The 18,488-nt window shown below is 63.3% G+C and carries 18 protein-coding genes, 1 other RNA gene and 2 pseudogenes; 12 read left to right on the top strand and 9 right to left on the bottom strand.

What is annotated here, in order from left to right; genetic code table 11:
- Window positions 1-7 precede the first annotated feature (7 nt).
- Both G7076_RS06165 and G7076_RS06160 read left to right on the top strand, forming a co-directional pair.
- Entirely contained in the window at window positions 8-1,354 is a 1,347-nt protein-coding gene (locus G7076_RS06165) for an NAD(P)H-hydrate dehydratase (RefSeq protein WP_166201302.1), read from the top strand.
- Window positions 1,351-2,553, top strand: coding sequence for a class I SAM-dependent RNA methyltransferase (locus G7076_RS06160; protein WP_240913727.1), 1,203 nt, complete (start codon window positions 1,351-1,353; stop codon window positions 2,551-2,553). The genes G7076_RS06165 and G7076_RS06160 overlap by 4 nt, the downstream gene beginning before the upstream one ends.
- Window positions 2,554-2,556: 3 nt before the next feature.
- Here the strand turns inward: G7076_RS06160 and G7076_RS06155 are convergent, their stop codons facing one another.
- From G7076_RS06155 to G7076_RS06145, 3 genes are all read right to left on the bottom strand, one after another.
- The gene (locus G7076_RS06155; protein WP_166201298.1) at window positions 2,557-3,012 is read right to left on the bottom strand and encodes an MAPEG family protein; all 456 of its coding nucleotides are present in this window, start codon (window positions 3,010-3,012) and stop codon (window positions 2,557-2,559) included.
- Between the two features lie 82 nt (window positions 3,013-3,094).
- Window positions 3,095-4,177, bottom strand: a complete 1,083-nt coding sequence (locus G7076_RS06150; RefSeq protein ID WP_166201296.1) for a deoxyhypusine synthase — start codon at window positions 4,175-4,177, stop codon at window positions 3,095-3,097.
- Between the two features lie 67 nt (window positions 4,178-4,244).
- On the bottom strand, window positions 4,245-5,444 hold the full coding sequence (locus G7076_RS06145; protein ID WP_166201294.1) for a type III PLP-dependent enzyme: 1,200 nt from the start codon (window positions 5,442-5,444) through the stop codon (window positions 4,245-4,247).
- 200 nt (window positions 5,445-5,644) lie between these two features.
- On the opposite strand from G7076_RS06145, the gene G7076_RS06140 reads away from it, so the two are divergent.
- Window positions 5,645-6,595, top strand: a complete 951-nt coding sequence (locus G7076_RS06140) for a threonine/serine dehydratase (RefSeq protein WP_240913726.1) — start codon at window positions 5,645-5,647, stop codon at window positions 6,593-6,595.
- Here G7076_RS06140 and G7076_RS06135 read toward each other — a convergent pair.
- Entirely contained in the window at window positions 6,592-6,843 is a 252-nt protein-coding gene (locus G7076_RS06135; protein WP_166201292.1) for a hypothetical protein, read from the bottom strand. The genes G7076_RS06140 and G7076_RS06135 overlap by 4 nt on opposite strands.
- A gap of 50 nt (window positions 6,844-6,893) precedes the next feature.
- Between G7076_RS06135 and G7076_RS06130 the strand changes: the two genes are divergently transcribed.
- Entirely contained in the window at window positions 6,894-7,061 is a 168-nt protein-coding gene (locus G7076_RS06130; RefSeq protein WP_166201290.1) for a hypothetical protein, read from the top strand.
- 7 nt (window positions 7,062-7,068) lie between these two features.
- Here the strand turns inward: G7076_RS06130 and G7076_RS06125 are convergent, their stop codons facing one another.
- The gene (locus G7076_RS06125) at window positions 7,069-7,725 is read right to left on the bottom strand and encodes an alpha/beta hydrolase (RefSeq protein ID WP_166201288.1); all 657 of its coding nucleotides are present in this window, start codon (window positions 7,723-7,725) and stop codon (window positions 7,069-7,071) included.
- Between the two features lie 115 nt (window positions 7,726-7,840).
- On the opposite strand from G7076_RS06125, the gene G7076_RS06120 reads away from it, so the two are divergent.
- The 8 genes and pseudogenes from G7076_RS06120 to ettA all read left to right on the top strand — a co-directional run bounded on the left by G7076_RS06120 (window position 7,841) and on the right by ettA (window position 16,041).
- Window positions 7,841-8,917 carry an aminotransferase class V-fold PLP-dependent enzyme gene (locus G7076_RS06120; protein WP_166201286.1) on the top strand — a complete coding sequence of 359 codons (1,077 nt, stop codon included), beginning with the start codon at window positions 7,841-7,843 and terminating at the stop codon, window positions 8,915-8,917.
- Window positions 8,914-10,026 (top strand): cysteine desulfurase family protein, encoded by a 1,113-nt coding sequence (locus G7076_RS06115; protein WP_166201284.1) that lies wholly within the window; start codon window positions 8,914-8,916, stop codon window positions 10,024-10,026. Before G7076_RS06120 ends, G7076_RS06115 begins: the two co-directional genes overlap by 4 nt.
- On the top strand, window positions 10,014-10,352 hold the full coding sequence (locus tag G7076_RS06110; protein ID WP_206367505.1) for a 2Fe-2S iron-sulfur cluster-binding protein: 339 nt from the start codon (window positions 10,014-10,016) through the stop codon (window positions 10,350-10,352). The genes G7076_RS06115 and G7076_RS06110 overlap by 13 nt, the downstream gene beginning before the upstream one ends.
- Before the next feature lie 37 nt (window positions 10,353-10,389).
- An RNA gene (ffs, locus tag G7076_RS06105) (signal recognition particle sRNA small type) lies at window positions 10,390-10,484 on the top strand.
- A gap of 68 nt (window positions 10,485-10,552) precedes the next feature.
- Window positions 10,553-12,212: pseudogene (locus tag G7076_RS06100) on the top strand (DNA polymerase III subunit gamma/tau).
- A 1-nt stretch (window position 12,213) separates the two neighbouring features.
- Window positions 12,214-12,543: a YbaB/EbfC family nucleoid-associated protein gene (locus G7076_RS06095; protein ID WP_166201280.1), complete on the top strand. Its 330-nt coding sequence runs from the start codon at window positions 12,214-12,216 to the stop codon at window positions 12,541-12,543.
- A gap of 120 nt (window positions 12,544-12,663) precedes the next feature.
- Window positions 12,664-14,267: pseudogene (locus G7076_RS06090) on the top strand (long-chain fatty acid--CoA ligase).
- A 94-nt stretch (window positions 14,268-14,361) separates the two neighbouring features.
- Window positions 14,362-16,041 carry an energy-dependent translational throttle protein EttA gene (gene ettA, locus G7076_RS06085; RefSeq protein WP_166201278.1) on the top strand — a complete coding sequence of 560 codons (1,680 nt, stop codon included), beginning with the start codon at window positions 14,362-14,364 and terminating at the stop codon, window positions 16,039-16,041.
- On the opposite strand, the gene G7076_RS06080 is transcribed toward ettA, so the two are convergent.
- The 4 genes from G7076_RS06080 to G7076_RS06065 all read right to left on the bottom strand — a co-directional run bounded on the left by G7076_RS06080 (window position 16,031) and on the right by G7076_RS06065 (window position 18,453).
- Window positions 16,031-16,438, bottom strand: coding sequence for a DoxX family protein (locus G7076_RS06080; RefSeq protein WP_240913906.1), 408 nt, complete (start codon window positions 16,436-16,438; stop codon window positions 16,031-16,033). The genes ettA and G7076_RS06080 overlap by 11 nt on opposite strands.
- A gap of 99 nt (window positions 16,439-16,537) precedes the next feature.
- Window positions 16,538-17,050 carry a hypothetical protein gene (locus G7076_RS06075; protein WP_166201276.1) on the bottom strand — a complete coding sequence of 171 codons (513 nt, stop codon included), beginning with the start codon at window positions 17,048-17,050 and terminating at the stop codon, window positions 16,538-16,540.
- Window positions 17,051-17,123: 73 nt separating this feature from the next.
- On the bottom strand, window positions 17,124-17,654 hold the full coding sequence (locus G7076_RS06070; protein WP_166201274.1) for a pyridoxamine 5'-phosphate oxidase family protein: 531 nt from the start codon (window positions 17,652-17,654) through the stop codon (window positions 17,124-17,126).
- A gap of 67 nt (window positions 17,655-17,721) precedes the next feature.
- Window positions 17,722-18,453 (bottom strand): NYN domain-containing protein, encoded by a 732-nt coding sequence (locus G7076_RS06065; RefSeq protein ID WP_166201272.1) that lies wholly within the window; start codon window positions 18,451-18,453, stop codon window positions 17,722-17,724.
- Between the last annotated feature and the right edge of the window lie 35 nt (window positions 18,454-18,488).

The following is an 18,488-nucleotide window of genomic DNA, read 5'->3' as shown; positions in this document are numbered from 1 at the left end:
CGCCTACATGAACCGACCGATCCTCGACGCCGGGAAGATGCGCGCAGCGGAGGCGAGGGCGATCGCGGCGGGGACACCGGTCGAGACGCTGATGGAGCGGGCCGGGACGGCCTTGGCCGAGGCGGTGTTTCAATATGCCGGGATCAGGCCCGCGCTGTTCCTTTGCGGCCCGGGCAACAATGGCGGCGACGGCTACGTCGCGGCGCGGCACTTGGCGGCGAAGGGCGTCGGCGTGCGTATTGCGGCGTTTGCCGATCCGGCAACGGATGCGGCGAAGTGGGCGCGGGCCCAATGGTCCGGACCAGTGGAGGACTTCGCTGACTGCGCGCCGGCGCCGTTGCTCGTCGACTGCCTGTTCGGAACGGGCCTGACACGCGGGCTTGCCGACAATGTTGCGGATCGGCTGAGCAAGCTCGCCGAAGCCACTCGGGTACGCATTGCCTGCGACCTTCCGAGCGGGGTCTCCACCGACGACGGGGAGATACTCTCCGACATCCCGAATTTTGACCTGACGGTGACTTTCGGTGCACTCAAGCCGGCGCACCGCCTCATGCCTGCGATGAAGGCGATGGGTCGGCTCGTGCTCGCCGATATCGGCATAGAAGCGGTTGGCGACTGGTTCGAGATCGGCAAGCCCGATCTGCCGGAAGTGGCGGCCAACGCCCACAAATATTCACGTGGCCTGGTCCATTGTCTCGCGGGCGAGATGGCTGGCGCGATCGGTCTGACCGCTACTGCCGCGGCGAGGGCAGGGGCAGGTTATGTCCGGCTTTCCACCTCTTCGCCTATTGCCGGACTATCGATGTGCATCGTCCAAACCGGTACGGGGACGCTCAGCGACCCGCGGATCGGCTGCATCGCCGTCGGGCCGGGAATGGGCGATCTGCCGCAGATCCTGACCCTCGCGCTGACAAGCCACGCGCCCAAGGTGATCGACGCGGATGCCATTCGTCATGTCGGCGATCCGGAGCGGCTAAACGGCCACGATGCAATCCTGACGCCACACGAAGGCGAGTTCGAGGCGCTGTTCGGCACGATGAAGGGCAGCAAGCCGGAACGCGCGCTTGCCGCCGCCAAAGCTTGCGACAATGTGGTCGTCTTCAAGGGTCCCGATACGGTCGTTGCCGCGCCGGACGGACGCGTCGGCTTCGCTCCGGCAGCGCCGGCATGGCTTGCTTCGGCGGGCACCGGCGACGTCCTTACGGGGATAATTGCCGCCTTCCGAGCGCGGGGAATGCCCTCCTTCGAGGCCGCCTGCGCCGGTGTATGGATCCACGGTCGCGCGGCGGAAGCGGCGGGCCCCGCGATGATCGCGGACGATCTGGTCGCGGCGCTTCGGCAAGTACTCGCTTGAGCGAGCCGATCGTCAGGATCGCCGCACGCGGCGATGGAGTCACGCCGAGCGGGCGCCACGTCGCGTTCGCCGTGCCCGGCGACCTGGTCACTGAAGACGGCGTCGTTCATCCGGGCCCCGGTCACCAAAAGCCACCCTGTCGCCACTTTCCCCAATGCGGCGGCTGCCAGCTCCAGCATCTCACTGACGATGCCTATGCCGATTACTGCCAGAGCCGGATTGGGGGAGCCCTCGCCCAGCACGGCCTGGAAACCGATGTTCGGCCCGCACTTTTGTCGCCCCCGCGCGCTCGGCGCCGCGCCAGCCTGCGCGCGCTAAAAGCCGGCGGAAAGGTGCTGATCGGTTTCAACGCGGGTTCGAGCAATCAAATCGTCGACATGCGGGAATGCCATGTGTTGCGGCCCGAGCTATTCGCGCTTCTCGACCCGCTCCGCGTGCTTCTCGCGGCGATGCTTCCGGCCAGGCGCACCGGCGAGGTTCATTTGACACTTGCTGACCAGGGCGTCGACCTGATGCTCAAGAGCGTCTCGGTTGAAGGCCTCGATGCCATCGAGGCTCTGACCGCTTTTTGCGACGCCAATAGTCTCGCCCGCTTGAGCATCGACGAAGGTTATGGCGCCGAGCCGCGCTTCGAGCCGCGCCCGGTCACGATAACATTGGGCGCCACTGCCGTTGCGCTTCCTATCGGCGCCTTTCTCCAGGCGACGCGAGAAGGCGAGGGGGCGCTGGCCCAATCCGTCATCGAAGCGGTTGGCGATCCCATTCGTCCGCTCGACCTCTTCGCCGGTCTTGGCACCTTTGCCCTGAACTTGCCTGGACGGGTCATGGCCGCGGAGGCATCACGCGATGCCGTCCTCTCCCTGAAGCGTGCTGCCCCGCAGATCGACGCCCAGCACCGCGATCTTTACCGAAGGCCGTTCGACGAAGCGGAGCTGGCCGAATTCGACGCCGTGGTTCTCGATCCGCCTCGTGCGGGGGCGGAAGAGCAGGTGAAGGCGCTAGCGGGCTCTGCCGTACCACGTATCGCCTACGTCAGTTGCAATCCGGCGACCTTCGCACGCGACTCGCGCATCCTCGCCGACGGCGGCTATCGCTTGTCATGGGTTCAGCCGGTCGGCCAATTCCTGTGGTCGACCCATGTCGAGCTGGCGGCCTGCTTCACCCGCGAGAGCGGATCAGGATCAGGAGCGATCGGCTAAAGATCAGAAATCGAGCAGCCCGCAATCGTGAAGCACGCGCAAACCAGCGTGCAGGGTCAGCGCCATCAGGCACAAGGTCGCCAGGGTGAACAGCGTGAAGCGATAGGCGACGATGTTGACCGTGCACTGCACCAAGCTGTGGAGCACGCGGAAGCCGACATAGCCCCAGGCGAGCCAGTAGTTGAGGCCGCCGCCCATCCCCATCAACGCCAACGTGATCGCAATGGCGTAGAAGATGGTCGGCTGTTCCATCAAATGGTTGTAGTTGTGCGACTTCCATTGGGCGCTCGGGTTCGCCCGGCCTTCCAGGTCCGCTCCGCGCGATCCCGCTGGAATGTTGCCGAACGAAACGCCGAGCCGGCGGAATTCTGCCATCCGGCTCACCAGCATCCACAGCATGACGACCAGCGTCCACGCCACCAGCGCGATGACCGGCGCCAGGATGGGACTATATTCCATGAGCAATCTCCCCCCGAAAATTAGCGGGAGACTGCGTCAGATCGTTTCGGTGTGCAACCTATTCGAGGGCGTGCTCTGAGCTCTAATCGAAGAGCTTGGCGAAGCGACGCTTCTCGCGGTTCTTCCAAGCGCCGCGATGATAGGCGTCACTGGCGATCAGCGGGAGCACTGACGTCGCTTCCGCGAAAACCATCTGCTCCAAAGCCGTCGAAACCTTGCCCCACGATGCCGCTTCCTGAAGCGTTGAGGAGGAGCAAGCGCCGTCGCGGACGTCGGCAACGGTGATCTGCACCGCATATTTGTGAACTTCGACATCGTCGTGACCGAGGATCTCCGCACAGACGACGGTATCCTGGGTGAAGTTCTTCGGTACGCCGCCACCGATCATCAGCAGGCCCGTTGTGCCAGCCTTGATCTTGATGTTGGTGAGCTCGCGGAAGTCGGCGATCGCGTCCAGCACCATGTAATGGCCGCCGCGCTTCATGGCGTCGACCTGGTGCTTGACCAGTCCGAAGCCCGCCGAGCTGTCGACAAAGGCGGGGCAGAAAATCGGCACGTCATTCTCGTATGCGGTCTGGACGAGGCTGTTCGCCTTCTTGGCGTTGCCGGCGGCCAGCCACTTGCCCATTTCCTTGATGAACTCGCGGCTGGAATAGGCGCGCGGCTCGAGGCTGTCGGCAATCTCGCCGATCGTGTGGTCGCAATCCTGGAGCGCGACCTCGTCGATGTAGGTGTCGTAGATGCGGTCGATGTAGAGCGAGCGAAGCGTGTCGTCGTCGGGAATTTCAAGCGCCTGGTAGTGCTTGTGACCAAGCGCCTCGAAGAAATCCATGTCGACGATGGTCGCGCCGGTGGCGACGATGGCGTCGACCATGTTGTTCTTCACCAGCTCGGTATAGAGATCCATGCAGCCGCCGGCGGAGGTCGATCCGGCGATGACGAGGATGACCGAGCAGTCGGGGTCCGACAGCATCATGTTGTAGAGCCCGGCCGCGCGCGCGGTGTCGCGGCTGGTGAAGCTCATCTTGCCCATCGCCTCGACGATCGGACGCGCGTCGAACGAGGTGATGTCGATATGCTCGATCTCGGTCGACAGCAGCTCTTTCTTGCGCGTGTCGTTGATCAGGCTTTCGTCCTGCACCTTGTTGAGCGTGTCGGTGGTCATCGTGTTTGGTACTCCAATGCGTGGCGAGCGCCTTCCGGCGCGCCGTAAATCCCAGCGGGTGATTACGCTACAGCTTAACGACGTTCGAGCGCGAAACGCGTTCCTCGTCGACATAGAGCGAGGCCATCGGCTCGTCATCGACGATCACCCGGTCCTCGACCCCGAAGCCGTTGAAGCCGGTGCGCATGGCGCAGCCATAGGCGCCGAGCATGCCGATTTCGATGTAATCGCCGGAGGCGATGTCGGCAGGCAGTTCGAACGGTCCGGCCATGCGATCCAGGTCGTCGCACGTCGGTCCGTAGAAGCTGAAGCCCATCGGCTTGACGTCGCTGTCCTCCGCCCGGACCAGCCGGACGGGGTAGCGCCAGCCGATATGCGCGGCATCGAACAGCGCGCCATAGGCACCGTCGTTGATGTACAACTCGTCGCCGCGGCGCTTTTCCACGCGCACCAGGACGCTGGCATATTCGGCGCACAGAGCGCGGCCAGGCTCGCACCACAGCTCCGCCGAATAGCTGATCGGTAGATCCTCGAAGGATCGGTGGATGACTTCGAAATAGGCGGAGAGGGGCGGTGGCTCCATGCCGGGGTACCAGGACGGGAAACCACCGCCGACGTCGACGATGTCGACCGTCACGGCCGCTTCGACGATCGCGTCGCGGACCCGGCTCATGGCTTCTGCATAGGCCGCCGGGCTCATCGCCTGGCTGCCGACATGGAAGCAGATACCGAGCGCGTCGGACGCCTGGCGGGCGGCCATCAGCAGCGTCTTCACTTCGTTCGGCTCTGCGCCGAACTTGGCCGCCAGGCTGAGCTTCGAATGATCGGAGCTTACGCGCAGTCGGACCAGCAAGTTGAGATCGGTAGCGACGCTGGCATCTTCGGCGGTCGTCGCGCGGACGATCTTCTCAAGCTCTTCCAACGTATCGAGGCTGAAGGTGCGCACGCCGTGCGTGAAATAGGCCTCAGCAATCGCTTCCTCGGCCTTGACCGGGTGCATGAAGCACAAGGTCGCACCTGGCAGCGTTTCCGCGACCAGCCGCACTTCGCCAAGCGAAGCGACGTCGTAATGGGTGATGCCCGCGTTCCACAGAACCTGGAGAAGCTCCGGCGAGGGATTGGCCTTGACCGCATAGAGCGACCGGCCCGGAAACTTCTCGGCAAAGAAGCGGGCAGCACGCGTTGCGGCATGCGGACGGAGGAGCGTAACCGGCTGAACCGGTCGGAGGGCTGTCGCTAGCCCCAGCGCGCTATCGTGCTTGTGCAATTCAAGGGACCTCCAACGGGGTAGTTAGGCGAAAGCTGCCTTGCGGTTGGAAGTCCCATGGGGCAGCGGAGGGCGCGATATATGGTTGAGGGACCCCCCTGTAAAGAATTTTCGCGGCGAATATTTCCTCTGGGCCGTCGACTCGTCCTTTGTCAGGGTCCATTCGTCCAAAAGTCAGTATTTACAAGGAGTTCGAAGTCGTGGTCGATTTGAGTCGTGAAGACGTGATCGAAGCAGCGGCGCGCATTGCCGGTGCGGTTGTCCGGACTCCGCTCGTTCCCGCTTCGATTCGAGGGCGAAACCTGTGGCTGAAATGCGAGTGCCTGCAGACCGGCGGCGCGTTCAAGCTGCGCGGCGCTTCGAATCGCCTGCTGGCCCTAGATGCGGAGGAGCGGGCGCGTGGCGTGGTCGCTTTCTCCTCCGGCAATCATGCCCAGGGGATAGCCATCGCTGCCCACCGGCTGGGCATCAGGGCAACGATCGTCATGCCGGCGGACGCGCCGGCGCTGAAGGTCGAGGGCACGCGGGCGAACGGGGCCGAGATTATCTTCTACGACCGCATGACCGAAAGCCGCGAGGCGATTGCCGCAGAAATTGCGGCGAGCAGCGGTGCTATCGTCGTCCCTAGCTTCGACGATCCCTGGATCGTGGCGGGCCAGGGCACGGTGGGTCTCGAAATCCTCGAGCAATGCGCGGAAGCGGGCGCGGGAGAGCCGTCGGTCATTGCCACTCCGGTCGGCGGCGGCGGGCTGGCCTCCGGAATCGCATTGGCCTGCCCGAATTCGCGGATCGTCGGCGCCGAGCCCGTAGGCTGGGACGATATGCGAGCGTCGATCGCCGCTGGCGAAATCATCCCAGTAGGCGCCAATCCGCCGCCGACCTTGTGCGATGCGCTGCAGACGCCGCGCGTATCGCCGATCACCTTTTCCATCCTCGACAATCGGGACGCGACAATCGTCAGCGTCAGCGATTCCGATGTCGGCAAGGCCGTGCGCTGGGCCTGGAACGAACACAAGTTGGTCGTCGAGCCGGGTGGAGCGGCCGCGCTTGCGGCGCTGCTCAGCGGCAAGGCGGATGTCGAAGAAGAGATGGTCGTGGTGCTGTCAGGCGGGAACATTGACCCGGCGCTTCACGCGCGATTGGTCGCTTAAGCGACTGCGGTACGATATTCGCCCGGCTCCACGTGCGACGGGCTGGACCGCTCGACGGCCTTCGTCAGCTCTTCCAGCTCTGCGGCCAAAATCTGCAACTCGGCGGCGAGGGCTTTGGGATCGGTATCGGCCAAACTCGCGGAGGCATCGAGCAAAGTGTCGAGCATCATCGCGATGCATGGCAGGATCGTTACCTCGATCCTCTCGAAGGCTTCTTCGAGCCGCGCTTGTCGTTCGCTTTGATCCATCGCTAACGTGATGGCACGATCCAGGTTAAGTCTTCGTGAAAGGAGCAGGGATGCAGACATTCGCCGCCTGGGCGCTCGGAATTGCGATGATCGCGGCATTCCTGCTGATTGTCGGCGGGATCGTTCTGATTCGCCGCGACCATGACGGCAAGCGTGGCGTCTTGATGCTGATTGCCGCCGCGGTGCTCATCGCCAACGTGGCGATCTGGACCGTCTGACGCGTTCCTAACGCCCGGAAAAGTCCTGGCCGAGACGCATGTCGAGATAATCGTCGACGCTCTTCATCAGCTGCGGAAGCTCTTCGGCGAAGAAGTGGTTCGCGCCCGGGATCACGTCGTGATGGATCGTGATGTGCCGCTGGGTGCGAAGCTTATCGACCAGCTTTTGGACCGCGCTCGGCGTCACAACCTCGTCCGCCTCGCCCTGGATGATGATGCCGCTGGAGGGGCAGGGTGCCAGGAAGCTGAAATCGTACATGTTCGCGGGCGGTGCGATGGAGATGAAACCCTTGATCTCCGGGCGGCGCATGAGAAGCTGCATGCCGATCCATGCGCCGAAACTGACGCCGGCAATCCAGGTCTGTTCGGCTTCAGGATGGATTTGCTGCACCCAGTCCAGAGCGCTGGCGGCATCCGAAAGCTCGCCGATCCCGTTGTCGAACGTACCCTGGCTTCGACCGACTCCGCGGAAGTTGAAGCGAAGGGTGGCGAATCCGCGCCGAACGAAGTCCTTGTGAAGCAGCTGGACGATCTTGTTGTTCATCGTCCCGCCGGCTTGCGGGTGGCTGTGAAGGATCATCGCAACCGGCGCGCGAGGGCGCGGCCCCGGGGTGAATCGGCCTTCCAAACGGCCTTCGGGTCCGGGGAAAATCACTTCAGGCATGAATGGGCGCTCGCGCTAAGGAAAGAAGACTTGGGCACGCGGGCAGGTGCGCCGCGCGAATGGAGCCTATATAGGGTGGGCCCTCAATCTGGCAAATGGCAGGAATCGCCCCGTTTTGACGACTCGAATCTATCTCGATCACGCCGCTACCACCCCAGTCATCAAAGAAGCCCGGGAGGCTTTCCAGCGCGGCCTCGACACGCCAGGAAATCCTAACAGCCCCCATGGGGAGGGTCGCGCGGCCCGCGCCCTACTCGAAGAAGCCCGCGAGACCATCAAGGAAGGGCTTGGCTGGCGTCATGACGTCATCTTCACTTCGGGTGCAAGCGAAGCGGTGGAGATTGCGGGCAAGCGCGCCTGCGTCCTTGGCCGGGCCTATGGCGCAACGGAACATGCGATCGTCCCATTCGCGATGGGCGACGAGGCCACGGTCATCCCGGTTCACGGTAACGGCCTGATCGATGAGCAAGCCCTTGCCGACATTCTCGCGCAGGGACCGGCACTGGTCGCCATCCAGCAGGTCAATAACGAGACTGGGATCGTCCAGCCGCTCGACCGGCTCTACCCCATGATCCGCGAGTCTGGTTCATTGCTTCTCGCCGATTGCGCGCAGGGCGCATCGAAGATGCCGCTACCGGATGCCGATTTCATTGCCATCTGCGGTCACAAGCTGGGCGGACCGCTCGGCGTCGGCGCCTTGCTCGTCAAGGATCTCCGCGCTCTTACGCCCTGCGGCGGCGGGCAGGAGAAGGGTTACCGGCGCGGCACCCAGGACGTGCCAGGCGCGATTTCTTTCGCCGCTGCGATTGCCGCCAAGCCTTATGACATGGCCCGCTTCGCAGCGCTTCGCCAGAAGCTCGAAGCGGGAGTCATGGCTGCGGGCGGCGAAATCATCGGCGCCGATGCACCGCGCGCGCCGACGATCGGCGCGATCGGCCTTCGTGGGGGCACCAGCGCGGCGATGCTCATCCGTCTCGACCTCGCAGGCATCGCCGTCTCTGCCGGAAGCGCCTGCTCGTCCGGCAAGGCCAAGGCGAGCCACGTGCTCGCGGCGATGAAAGTCGAGCCGGAACTCTCGTCCTCCTACCTCCGGATTAGCTTCGGCCCGGAAACGAGCGAGGCCGATGTTGACGCTTTTCTGCGCGAATTCGAGCGGATCGCAAGTCGGAACCGCTCAGAACAGGCGGCATGATCTACCTCGATTACCAGGCGACAACGCCGGTTGCACCGGAAGTCGTGGCGGCGATGCGCCCGTGGATCGAGGAGAAGTTCGCCAATCCGCATTCGCCCTCGACCTGGGGCCGGGAAGCTGCCGCAGCGATCGAAGTCGCGCGCGACCGGATCCTGACCGCGGTCGGGCTCGACGAGGGTCGGTTCGCGTTTACTTCCGGTGCGACCGAGGCGCTGAATTGGGCGATCAAGGGCACGATCGAGCGTTCCGAGCGACGCCGGGTAGTGACCATCGCGACCGAGCACGCCGCCGTCCTCGATACCTGCGACTGGATCGAAGGGCAGGGCATTGCCGTCGTCCGCCTGCCTGTGGGCCCCGACGGAATCGTCGACCTTAACGAAGCCGAACGGGCGATCGACGAGCGGACGGCGCTGGTCGCGGCCATGCTGGTGAACAACGAGATAGGGGTGATCCAGCCAGTCGAGCGACTTGCCGAGTTGGCGCACCAGGTCGGCGCCGTGATGCTGTGCGACGCCGTACAGGGCTTTGGGCGCGTTCCAATGCCGCTGGGACCGGACCTTATCGCTTTGTCCGCACACAAGATTCACGGCCCAAAGGGCATAGGTGGCCTATGGATGCGCAAAGGTGCCGAGCCACGCGCGCTCCTTCACGGCGGCGGCCAGGAGCTCGGCGTTCGTTCGGGAACGCTCTCGCCGGCCTTGTGCGCCGGGTTTGGCGAGGCCGCGCGCCTAGCTTCCGAATGTCAGGAACGCGACCGGGACCATGTCGAGAAATTATGGGAAGTTGCTCTCTCAAGCTTCTCGGATAACTGGACAATCAATGGCAGTGTCACGAGCCGATATCACGGCAACCTCAATCTCCGTCTCGACGGGCTCGACGCGGCACGCCTTATCGCTGAGCTCCGCAACATTGCCTTTTCGCTCGGCTCAGCCTGCGCTTCCGGATCGGGCCGCCCGAGCCACGTCCTTCGGGCGCTGGGCCTGACCGAACGCCAAGCGCACTCCTCGATTCGCCTGGGTTTCGGCCGCTACACTGGCGAGGCGGAACTGCGCTCGGCCTGCCGCCACATCGTTCGGGTGGCTCGCGAACAGCAGGAATGGGCCGCGTGACCCTGGTCCGATTCTTCAAGTCCTCCGGTGATCTCGACCGCGAGATCGAGGCCGTGCCCGGTACAAACCTGCTCGATCTCGCCCAGGCGAGCGGCCAGGCGCTGGAGGGGTCATGCGAAGGGTCGATGGCCTGCTCGACCTGCCATGTCATCGTCGCTGCGGAGGATTTCGGCCGGCTTCCGCCCGCGAGCGAGGAGGAAGAAGATCTCCTTGATCTCGCTGCCCATGCCAACCGCCGCTCGCGCCTTGCCTGCCAGCTCGCGGTTCCTGACGGCGCTCCCTTCTCGGTCACGATTCCGCCTTCCGCCTATAATCTCGACCGCTAGGTTCTTGCGCTCGGGCGGCCACGCCGCCATATGCGCGCTCGGAAGTCGGTGGGCGGGGCTGTCGCCAACCTGGTCAGGTCCGGAAGGAAGCAGCCACAACGATTTCGTCCCGGGTCGCCGGCTTCCACCCTCAGAAACCACGGGCAGAGCGCAGCGATTTCGCTTCGCGCCAGCCATTTCGCTCCTTACATTGCCCGGCAATGTCCGATTCCCACGATACGAACGACGAAGCGCAGGTCGATCTCGGCTCCGGTTTGGGTCTTGATGAGCCTCCGCAGCCGCAGCGTGCTGCGCCAGCTGCGCCGTACCGCGTCCTAGCCCGCAAATATCGGCCGCAAAGCTTCGAGGAGCTGATCGGCCAGGATGCCATGGTCCAGACGCTCGCAAATGCTATCGAGCGCGGCCGGATCGCCCATGCCTTCCTGCTGACGGGGGTGCGGGGGTCGGCAAGACCTCGACCGCGCGCCTCATCGCCAAGGCGCTCAACTGTGTCGGACCGGACGGCGAGGGCGGCCCGACTATCCATCCCTGCGGTGTGTGCGACCCGTGCCGCTCGATCGCGGAGGGCCGCCACATCGACGTGATCGAAATGGACGCCGCCAGCCACACTGGCGTCGACGACGTCCGCGAGATCATCGACGCGGTGCGTTACGCGGCCGTCTCGGCGCGCTACAAGATCTACATCATCGACGAAGTGCACATGCTTTCTAAGAGCGCCTTCAACGCTTTGTTGAAGACGCTCGAGGAGCCGCCGGCGCATGTTAAGTTCCTCTTCGCGACGACGGAGGTGGACAAGGTTCCGGTTACCGTCCTGTCGCGCTGCCAGCGTTTCGACCTTCGCCGAATACCCTCCGACAAGCTCGCGACCCATTTCCGCGCCGTGGCCTTGGCCGAGGGCGTTGATATCGACGATGAAGCGCTTGCCGTCATCGCCAAGGCCGCCGAAGGCTCGGCCCGCGACGGGCTCAGCATACTCGACCAGGCGATCGCGCATGGCGAAGGAAAGGTCAGCGCAGCCGAGGTGCGCGGGATGCTCGGCCTCGCCGATCGCGGGCGCGTTCGCCGTCTCCTGGCCAGCGTGATCGAAGGCGACGCGTCGGAAACACTCTCGCAGCTCGACGAGGCGCATTCGCTCGGCATCGACCCAACTTCCCTGATCCGCGGTCTGATGGAAACGCTCCACGGCGTGACCCGCGCCAAGGCAGGAGCCTCCGGGGATGTCCTCCAGTCCGCCGAGGAGCGCGAGGCGGCGTCCGAATGGGCCTCGGCGCTTGGCTGGGCCACGATCCACCGGCTGTGGCAGATGCTGCTTAAGGGCTTGCAGGACGTCAGCCAGGCGCCCGATCCGCATGAGGCAGCGGCGATGGGGCTGCTTCGCCTGATCCATGCGGCCGACCTCCCGGATCCCTCGGAGCTCCTGCGCCGGATTCAGGGCGAGGGCAGTTCGCAAAGATCCGCAGCGTCCGCCGCAGCGGCATCGCCGGCAGCCGCTCCTCAACCGCCCCAAAGCTTCGCCGAGCTGATCGATCGGCTCGAAGCGAGAGGCGAGCACCATTTGGGGCAGCAGCTTCGCGACTATGTCGGCCTGGTCGATTTCGCGCCCGGCTCGCTTGTCCTCCGGCCGCTTCGGCCTCTCGGTCCGGATTTCTCGCGCAAGCTCGCGGATTCGGCGAAGAAGGTGACTGGCGAGGCCTGGCAGGTGCGCTTCACCGACCAGGGGGCGAACCTTCGCTTCACGAGCAGGAACGAATGGCCGAAGAGCAGGTTCGAGCAGATGTGCTGGAAGAGCCGAATGTCCGTACCCTGCTCGAACAGTTTCCCGACGCGACCTTAGAAACCCTCGACCGGAAAGAAGCCTGAGATGCCAGACCTCGACCTCGATAAGATCATGCAGATGGCGCAGAACGCCCAGGCGGAACTCGCAAAGGCGCAGGACAATCTCGACAAGGTCGAGGTGGAGGGCGCGAGCGGGGGCGGACTCGTCAAGATCAAGGCGACCGCAAAGGGCCGCATCCTCGGCGTCAGCATCGACGACAGCCTGATGGAGGTTTCCGAGAAGACCATGCTGGAAGATCTCATCGTCGCTGCGATCAACGACGCCCGGGGCAAGGCGGATCAGGCAGCCGCTGCGGAAATGCAGAAGATGTCGGCCGGACTGCCGCTTCCGCCCGGATTCAAGATGCCGTTCTAATCTTTTGGCATCCTGCAAGTTCCGGTCGTTCCGGCACGAATACAAATAGGTTGCTAGGCTCACAGTCCGCCGTCACACTGACGAACGCTGGCTAGGGAGAGAGCTGTGCAGCTTGGAGCGATGCAGGACTGGTCCCTGCGGGTCACCCGCCTGATCGATCACGCCGAACGCGAGCATGGCGACGGCGAAATCGTGACGGCCTGGGGGAGCGGGGAAACCACGCGCACGACCTGGCGCAATGTTGCCCGTGATGCGCGCAAGATGGCACAGGCGCTGGAACGCCTTGGCGTGAGACGCGGCGACCGGGTCGCCACCCTGGCGATGAACCACGCCCATCATTTGATCGCCTGGTACGGCACGACCGGCATGGGCGCGGTGCTTCACACCATCAATCCGCGCCTGTTCGAGGACCAGCTCGAATATATCGCCAATCACGCCGAGGACCGCGTGTTACTCTACGACCGGGCCTTCACGCCGATTGTCGAGCGGATGAAGCCCAAGTGGCCGACGATCGAGCATTACATCTGTTTCGATCCTGATCCCGGCCAAGCGGGCTTTCGTGAGTGGATCGACGCCGAGAACGGCGAATACACCTGGGTGGACGGCGACGAGCGCGAGCCGATCGGCCTTTGCTACACCAGCGGGACAACCGGTAACCCCAAGGGCGTGCTGTATGAGCATCGCTCGACCGTTTTGCACACGCTTGCGCAGCTAAGTCCGGACATCATGGGCATTTCCAGGCAGGCCGTCGTGCTTCCGATCGTTCCCATGTTTCATGCCAACGCCTGGGGTGTTCCCTGGGCGGCGCCGGCGACGGGCGCGAAGCTTGTCCTGTCCGCCGATTATCGGCCGGAGCGCATGTGCGAGCTATTCCGCGAGGAAAAAGTCACGCACAGCGCCGGCGTTCCCACCGTCTGGCTGACGATGATCGACCACATCGAACGCACCGGTGAAGAGCTTGGCGACCTCAAGCACGTCATTATCGGCGGTTCGGCCGCGCCCCGGGCGATGATCCGCTGGCTTCGCGCACGGGGCATCCACGTCGGTCATGCCTGGGGAATGACGGAAACTTCTCCGATCGGGACCTGCGGCGCACCGCCGCACAACTGGAACGAGATGAGCGACGACGAGCAGGTCGAATATATCGCGCGCCAGGGAAGAGTGCCGTTCGGGGTCGAGCTTCGAATCGTCGATGATGAGGGCAACGTCCAACCACGCGACGGAAAGTCTTCCGGCCGTCTCCAGTGCCGAGGCCCGTGGGTAATCAAGCGCTACTTCAAGGCGGAGGAAGACGCGAGCGACGAGGGGCAGTGGTTCGACACCGGTGACGTCGCCGTCCTCCACCCCGATGGGACGATGCAGATCACCGATCGATCGAAGGACGTGATCAAATCTGGCGGGAGTGGATCAGTTCGATCGAGCTTGAGAATGCTGCGGTCGGCCTCAATGGCGTTGCCGAGGCCGCGGCCATCGGGATTGCCCATCCGCTGTGGGACGAGCGGCCCCTGCTATGCGTCGTCCGTTCCGCCGGAAGTGACGTCACTGCAGACGAGATTATCGCCCACCTGAGGAAACATGTCGCCTCCTGGTGGATTCCCAATGCGATCGAGTTCGTCGAGGAATTGCCGCACACCGCCACAGGCAAGATTTCGAAACGCACACTTCGCGACCGGTTCAAGGATTATCGCTTCGAAGGCGCCGCTGAAATCGCCGGGCGCGACTGATCCTGAAAGGGGTTTCGGCCTACTGGATTTCGAAGTGCTTCCCGCCTACATGCGCGTGGAAATTCCCACCCCGTTTTCGGAGTAATAGCGACCCATGGCCGCGCAGTACGCCTTCGTCATGAAAGGCATGACCAAGACCTTCCCCGGCGCCCCCAAGCCGGTGCTGAACAACATCAACCTTCAGTTCTACCAAGGTGCGAAGATCGGCATCGTCGGCCCGAATGGCGCCGGCAAGTCGACCCTGATGAAGATCATGGCAGGGATCGATAAGGAATTCACCGGCGAGGCCTGGCCGGGTGAATATATCACCGTCGGCTATCTGCCCCAGGAGCCGGAGCTCGATCCGACCAAGACCGTCCTTGAGAACGTCAGGGAAGGCGCGCGCGAGGTCGCCGACATGGTCGACCGCTTCAACGCGATCAGCGCCGAGATGGGCGATCCCAAGGACGATACCGATTTCGATGCACTGATGGGCGAAATGGGCGAGCTGCAGGAGAAGATCGACGCCGTCGACGGTTGGACGCTCGACAACCAGCTCGAAATCGCCATGGAAGCCTTGCGCTGCCCGCCCAGTGACTGGCCTGTCACCGACCTGTCGGGCGGCGAAAAGCGCCGCGTCGCACTCACCCGCTTGCTGATTCAGAAACCGTCGATTCTGCTGCTCGACGAGCCGACCAACCACCTAGACGCCGAAAGCGTCCAGTGGCTGGAAAACCACCTCAAGGAATATGCCGGCGCGGTGCTGATGATCACCCACGACCGCTACTTCCTCGACAATGTCGTCGAATGGATCTTGGAGCTCGATCGTGGCTCTTATTATCCGTACGAAGGAAACTACTCTACCTATCTGGAAAAGAAGGCGAAACGCCTCGAGCAGGAATCCCGCGAGGAAAGCGGCAAGCAGAAGGCGCTGGCTCGCGAGCTTGAATGGATTCGGCAGACTCCGGCCGCGCGCCAATCCAAATCGAAGGCGCGTATCAGGAAATTCGAGCAGCTCCAGGAAGCGCAGAACGACCGCAGGCCCGGCAAGGCGCAGATCGTCATTCAGGTTCCGGAGCGTCTCGGCGGCAAGGTCATCGAGGTGAACAATATCTCCAAGGCCTATGGCGACAAGCTGCTCTTCGAGGATCTGAGCTTCACGCTTCCGCCAGGCGGGATCGTGGGCGTGATTGGCCCGAACGGCGCCGGCAAGTCGACGCTGTTCCGGATCATTACCGGCAAGGAACAGCCGGATTCGGGCAGTATCGACATCGGCGACACCGTTCGCCTCGGTTTCGTCGACCAGAGCCGCGACCATCTGGATCCCAAGAAAAACGTCTGGGAAGAGATTTCCGACGGGCTCGACTACATGAAGGTCAACGGCCACGACATGTCGACCCGCGCCTATGTCGGCGCGTTCAATTTCAAGGGCCCCGACCAGCAGAAGAACGTCGGCAAGCTATCCGGCGGCGAGCGCAATCGCGTGCACATGGCGAAGATGCTTAAGACCGGCGGCAACGTCCTGCTGCTCGACGAGCCGACCAACGACCTCGACGTCGAAACCCTGGGCGCGCTTGAGGAGGCGATCGAGAATTTCGCCGGCTGCGCCGTGGTCATCAGCCACGACCGCTTCTTCCTCGACCGCCTTGCGACTCATATCCTGGCCTTCGAGGGCGACAGCCACGTCGAATGGTTCGAGGGCAACTTCGAAGCCTATGAGGAAGACAAGCGGCGCCGCCTGGGGCCGGAGGCCGATCGCCCGCACCGCATGAGCTACAAGAAGCTCACTCGCTAGTCGGGCTCATGCCTGGGGTGTGGCCGCTTTCATAATAGCCGAGCGGCCCTTCCGCCTCGCGACGCTTTTGAATCCAGCAGTCGACGCTCCACGGACCCGGACCGGCGAAGACGATGTAAAGGAAGATAAAACAGAACAATACGGCGGCTTCGCCGCGGTTGACGACAGGGTAGATACTCTCCGGTGCGTGGATCATCCAGTAAGCGATGGCCATTTCGCCGGCGAGCAGAAACGCTACCGGCCGCGAAAGGAACCCGACGAGCAGCAGGAGACCGCCGATCAACTCCAGCATTCCCGCGATCCAGAAGAGGGTCCAGGGCGGCGGAAAGCTCATCGAAGTGTCGGGAAAGCCTAGGATCTTCGACGTCCCGTGAATGACAAACAGCAACGCTGTCACTATCCTCAACAGAGAAAGTAATTGCGGCCGCCACCGGTCGGCCCAGCCATTCCCCCGAAAATCGGATCGTCCATTCGTCGCCTCCTGTCAGGAAAGTCGTCATCCGGACGGAAGCCATGTTACGCCTTTGATGGCAAAAATGCGAGGGGTGGGCGCGGGATTAGCTGCCCCGAACAGCCGCCCGCACTTCCTCTCGGACCTGGTCGCGGACCTCGTTGCTCGTTTTGGCCGCTCTTTCCTGAGCCTGGATCTGAGCCTTGAGCGAATCAACGGTTGCCCGCGCCTTGTCGCGCTGGGCTCGGGCGGCCTCGACTTCGCCGGCTTCGGGGTGGAGTCCATCTCAACGATTGCCAGCGCCGCCTCGGCCTTGACCAGACGGGATACGGCGTTCGTCAGGGCATCAACCTGGTCCGAACTGGCCTCGATCCGCCGTCCGTCGCCGTCGACGATCTTTGCGCTGAGAATACGCCCTTCGTCGGTCTTGGCCTCGGTGATCGCTTCTTCGACAACGCGATCATGGTCGGAACCGAACTGGATCCAATCTTCCTGCATCGCCATTCCGCCGACGATTGCTGCGCCGCCCGCGAGAATCCAAACTAGACGACCCGCCATTCCACCCTCTTCAACTACTGTCCCACAAATATAAGACAGTGTGCAAGAAAAGGAAATGGCGGGCCGCTAAATCCTAGAGCGCGACGGAGGCCTTGTGTTCTTCACTATGCTCCTTGCCCGGATCAACATCGAGCAGCGCCTTGAGCGCTGCGGCTTTCAGCGTCGCGCCGGCGTTCGCTTCCCACACTTCCGCGCGTTCGGTGTCGAAGCGCAGCAGCAGGAGGTCCGGGTCGTCCTTGCCGTCCTTGTACCAGCTGGCGATGATTGGATTCCAAAGCCGCTCGATGACTTCGCGGTCCTGGCTGGCCACCAAAGTTCCGTGGATGTGGGCGAAGAGCTTGTGGTCCTTGCCGGTGAAGGTCGCGACCGCGCGGGCGCTTGTGCCTATGTCTTGTCCGACCCCGTCGGTCTTCGAAGCGAAGAAGTAGATCGGCCCGCCGTCTTCCTTGTCGCCTCCGTCAGGCACATCGACCTGCGCCGTCATCGGCCGCGTGCGGTCGTCTTCCACTCCTTGCAGCCCCAGCATAACAAACGGGCTGTCGTCCAGCGCCTTCCAAAGGGCCTTCTTCAAACGGGTTTCGGTGTCTTCGTCATTGCCGAACATTTGCGCGCTCCTGCGAGATGGTTCGCAGGGAGAACGGGCATGGCGGGCTCGCGTTCCGAACGCGCGATCAGCGCATGCGCTTGACCAGCATTCGTCCGTTCTCAGTCTTGGTGTCGAAGTTGGGCACGGCCTTGATGAGGTCGCTAAGACGATTGAAACCGTAATTGCGCACCGCGAAACTCGAAACCGCGGTCGCCCGTTGGCCAAGTTCGCTCAACGATGCATAGCCTTCCTCGTCGCGCTTCGAAGCCTTGTAGGCCGCGCCGAGCACCTGCAGCAGCTCGCTGTCCACCTTGCGCTGGCCCGCCGCTGCCGGAGGGGGGTCGAGCGCCTCGTCGCCATTCGTCTCCAGCGCCGCGACATCGAAGAACCGCGTGCATGCCTGTTGGAAGCTCATTGGCGTTTTCGCTGTCCCGAAGCCATAGACAGGCAGGCCGTCCTCGCGAATCCGTTGGGCGAGTGGCAGGAAATCGCTGTCGCTCGACATGATCCCGAAACCGTCGACATGGCCGCGATAAAGCAAGTCCATTGCATCGATCGTCATGCGCATGTCGGTCGCACTCTTGCCCTTCACCACGTCGAACTGCTGCATCGGAACGATCGAATGGAGGCCGGTCAGCGTGCCCCAGTTCTTGAGGGCCGGTTTCGACCAGTTGCCGTAGGCGCGGCGGATGTTGATCGTTCCAAGCTCACCCAGCACCAGCAGCACGTCGTCGAGGTGATCGGGGCTGGCATTGTCGGCGTCGATCAGCAGGGCAATGTTCAGCTCGGGCTCGTGTTGGTCGCTGCTGGAAATCATCTTGTGTTCATGTCCTCTGGCAGACGTTCATACCG

Source organism: Sphingomonas sp. HDW15A (assembly GCF_011301715.1).
In the GTDB taxonomy this organism is placed as follows: Bacteria; Pseudomonadota; Alphaproteobacteria; order Sphingomonadales; family Sphingomonadaceae; genus Sphingomicrobium.
Note: the sequence above shows the minus strand (reverse complement) of the source record. Positions and strands in the feature narration are given on the sequence as shown.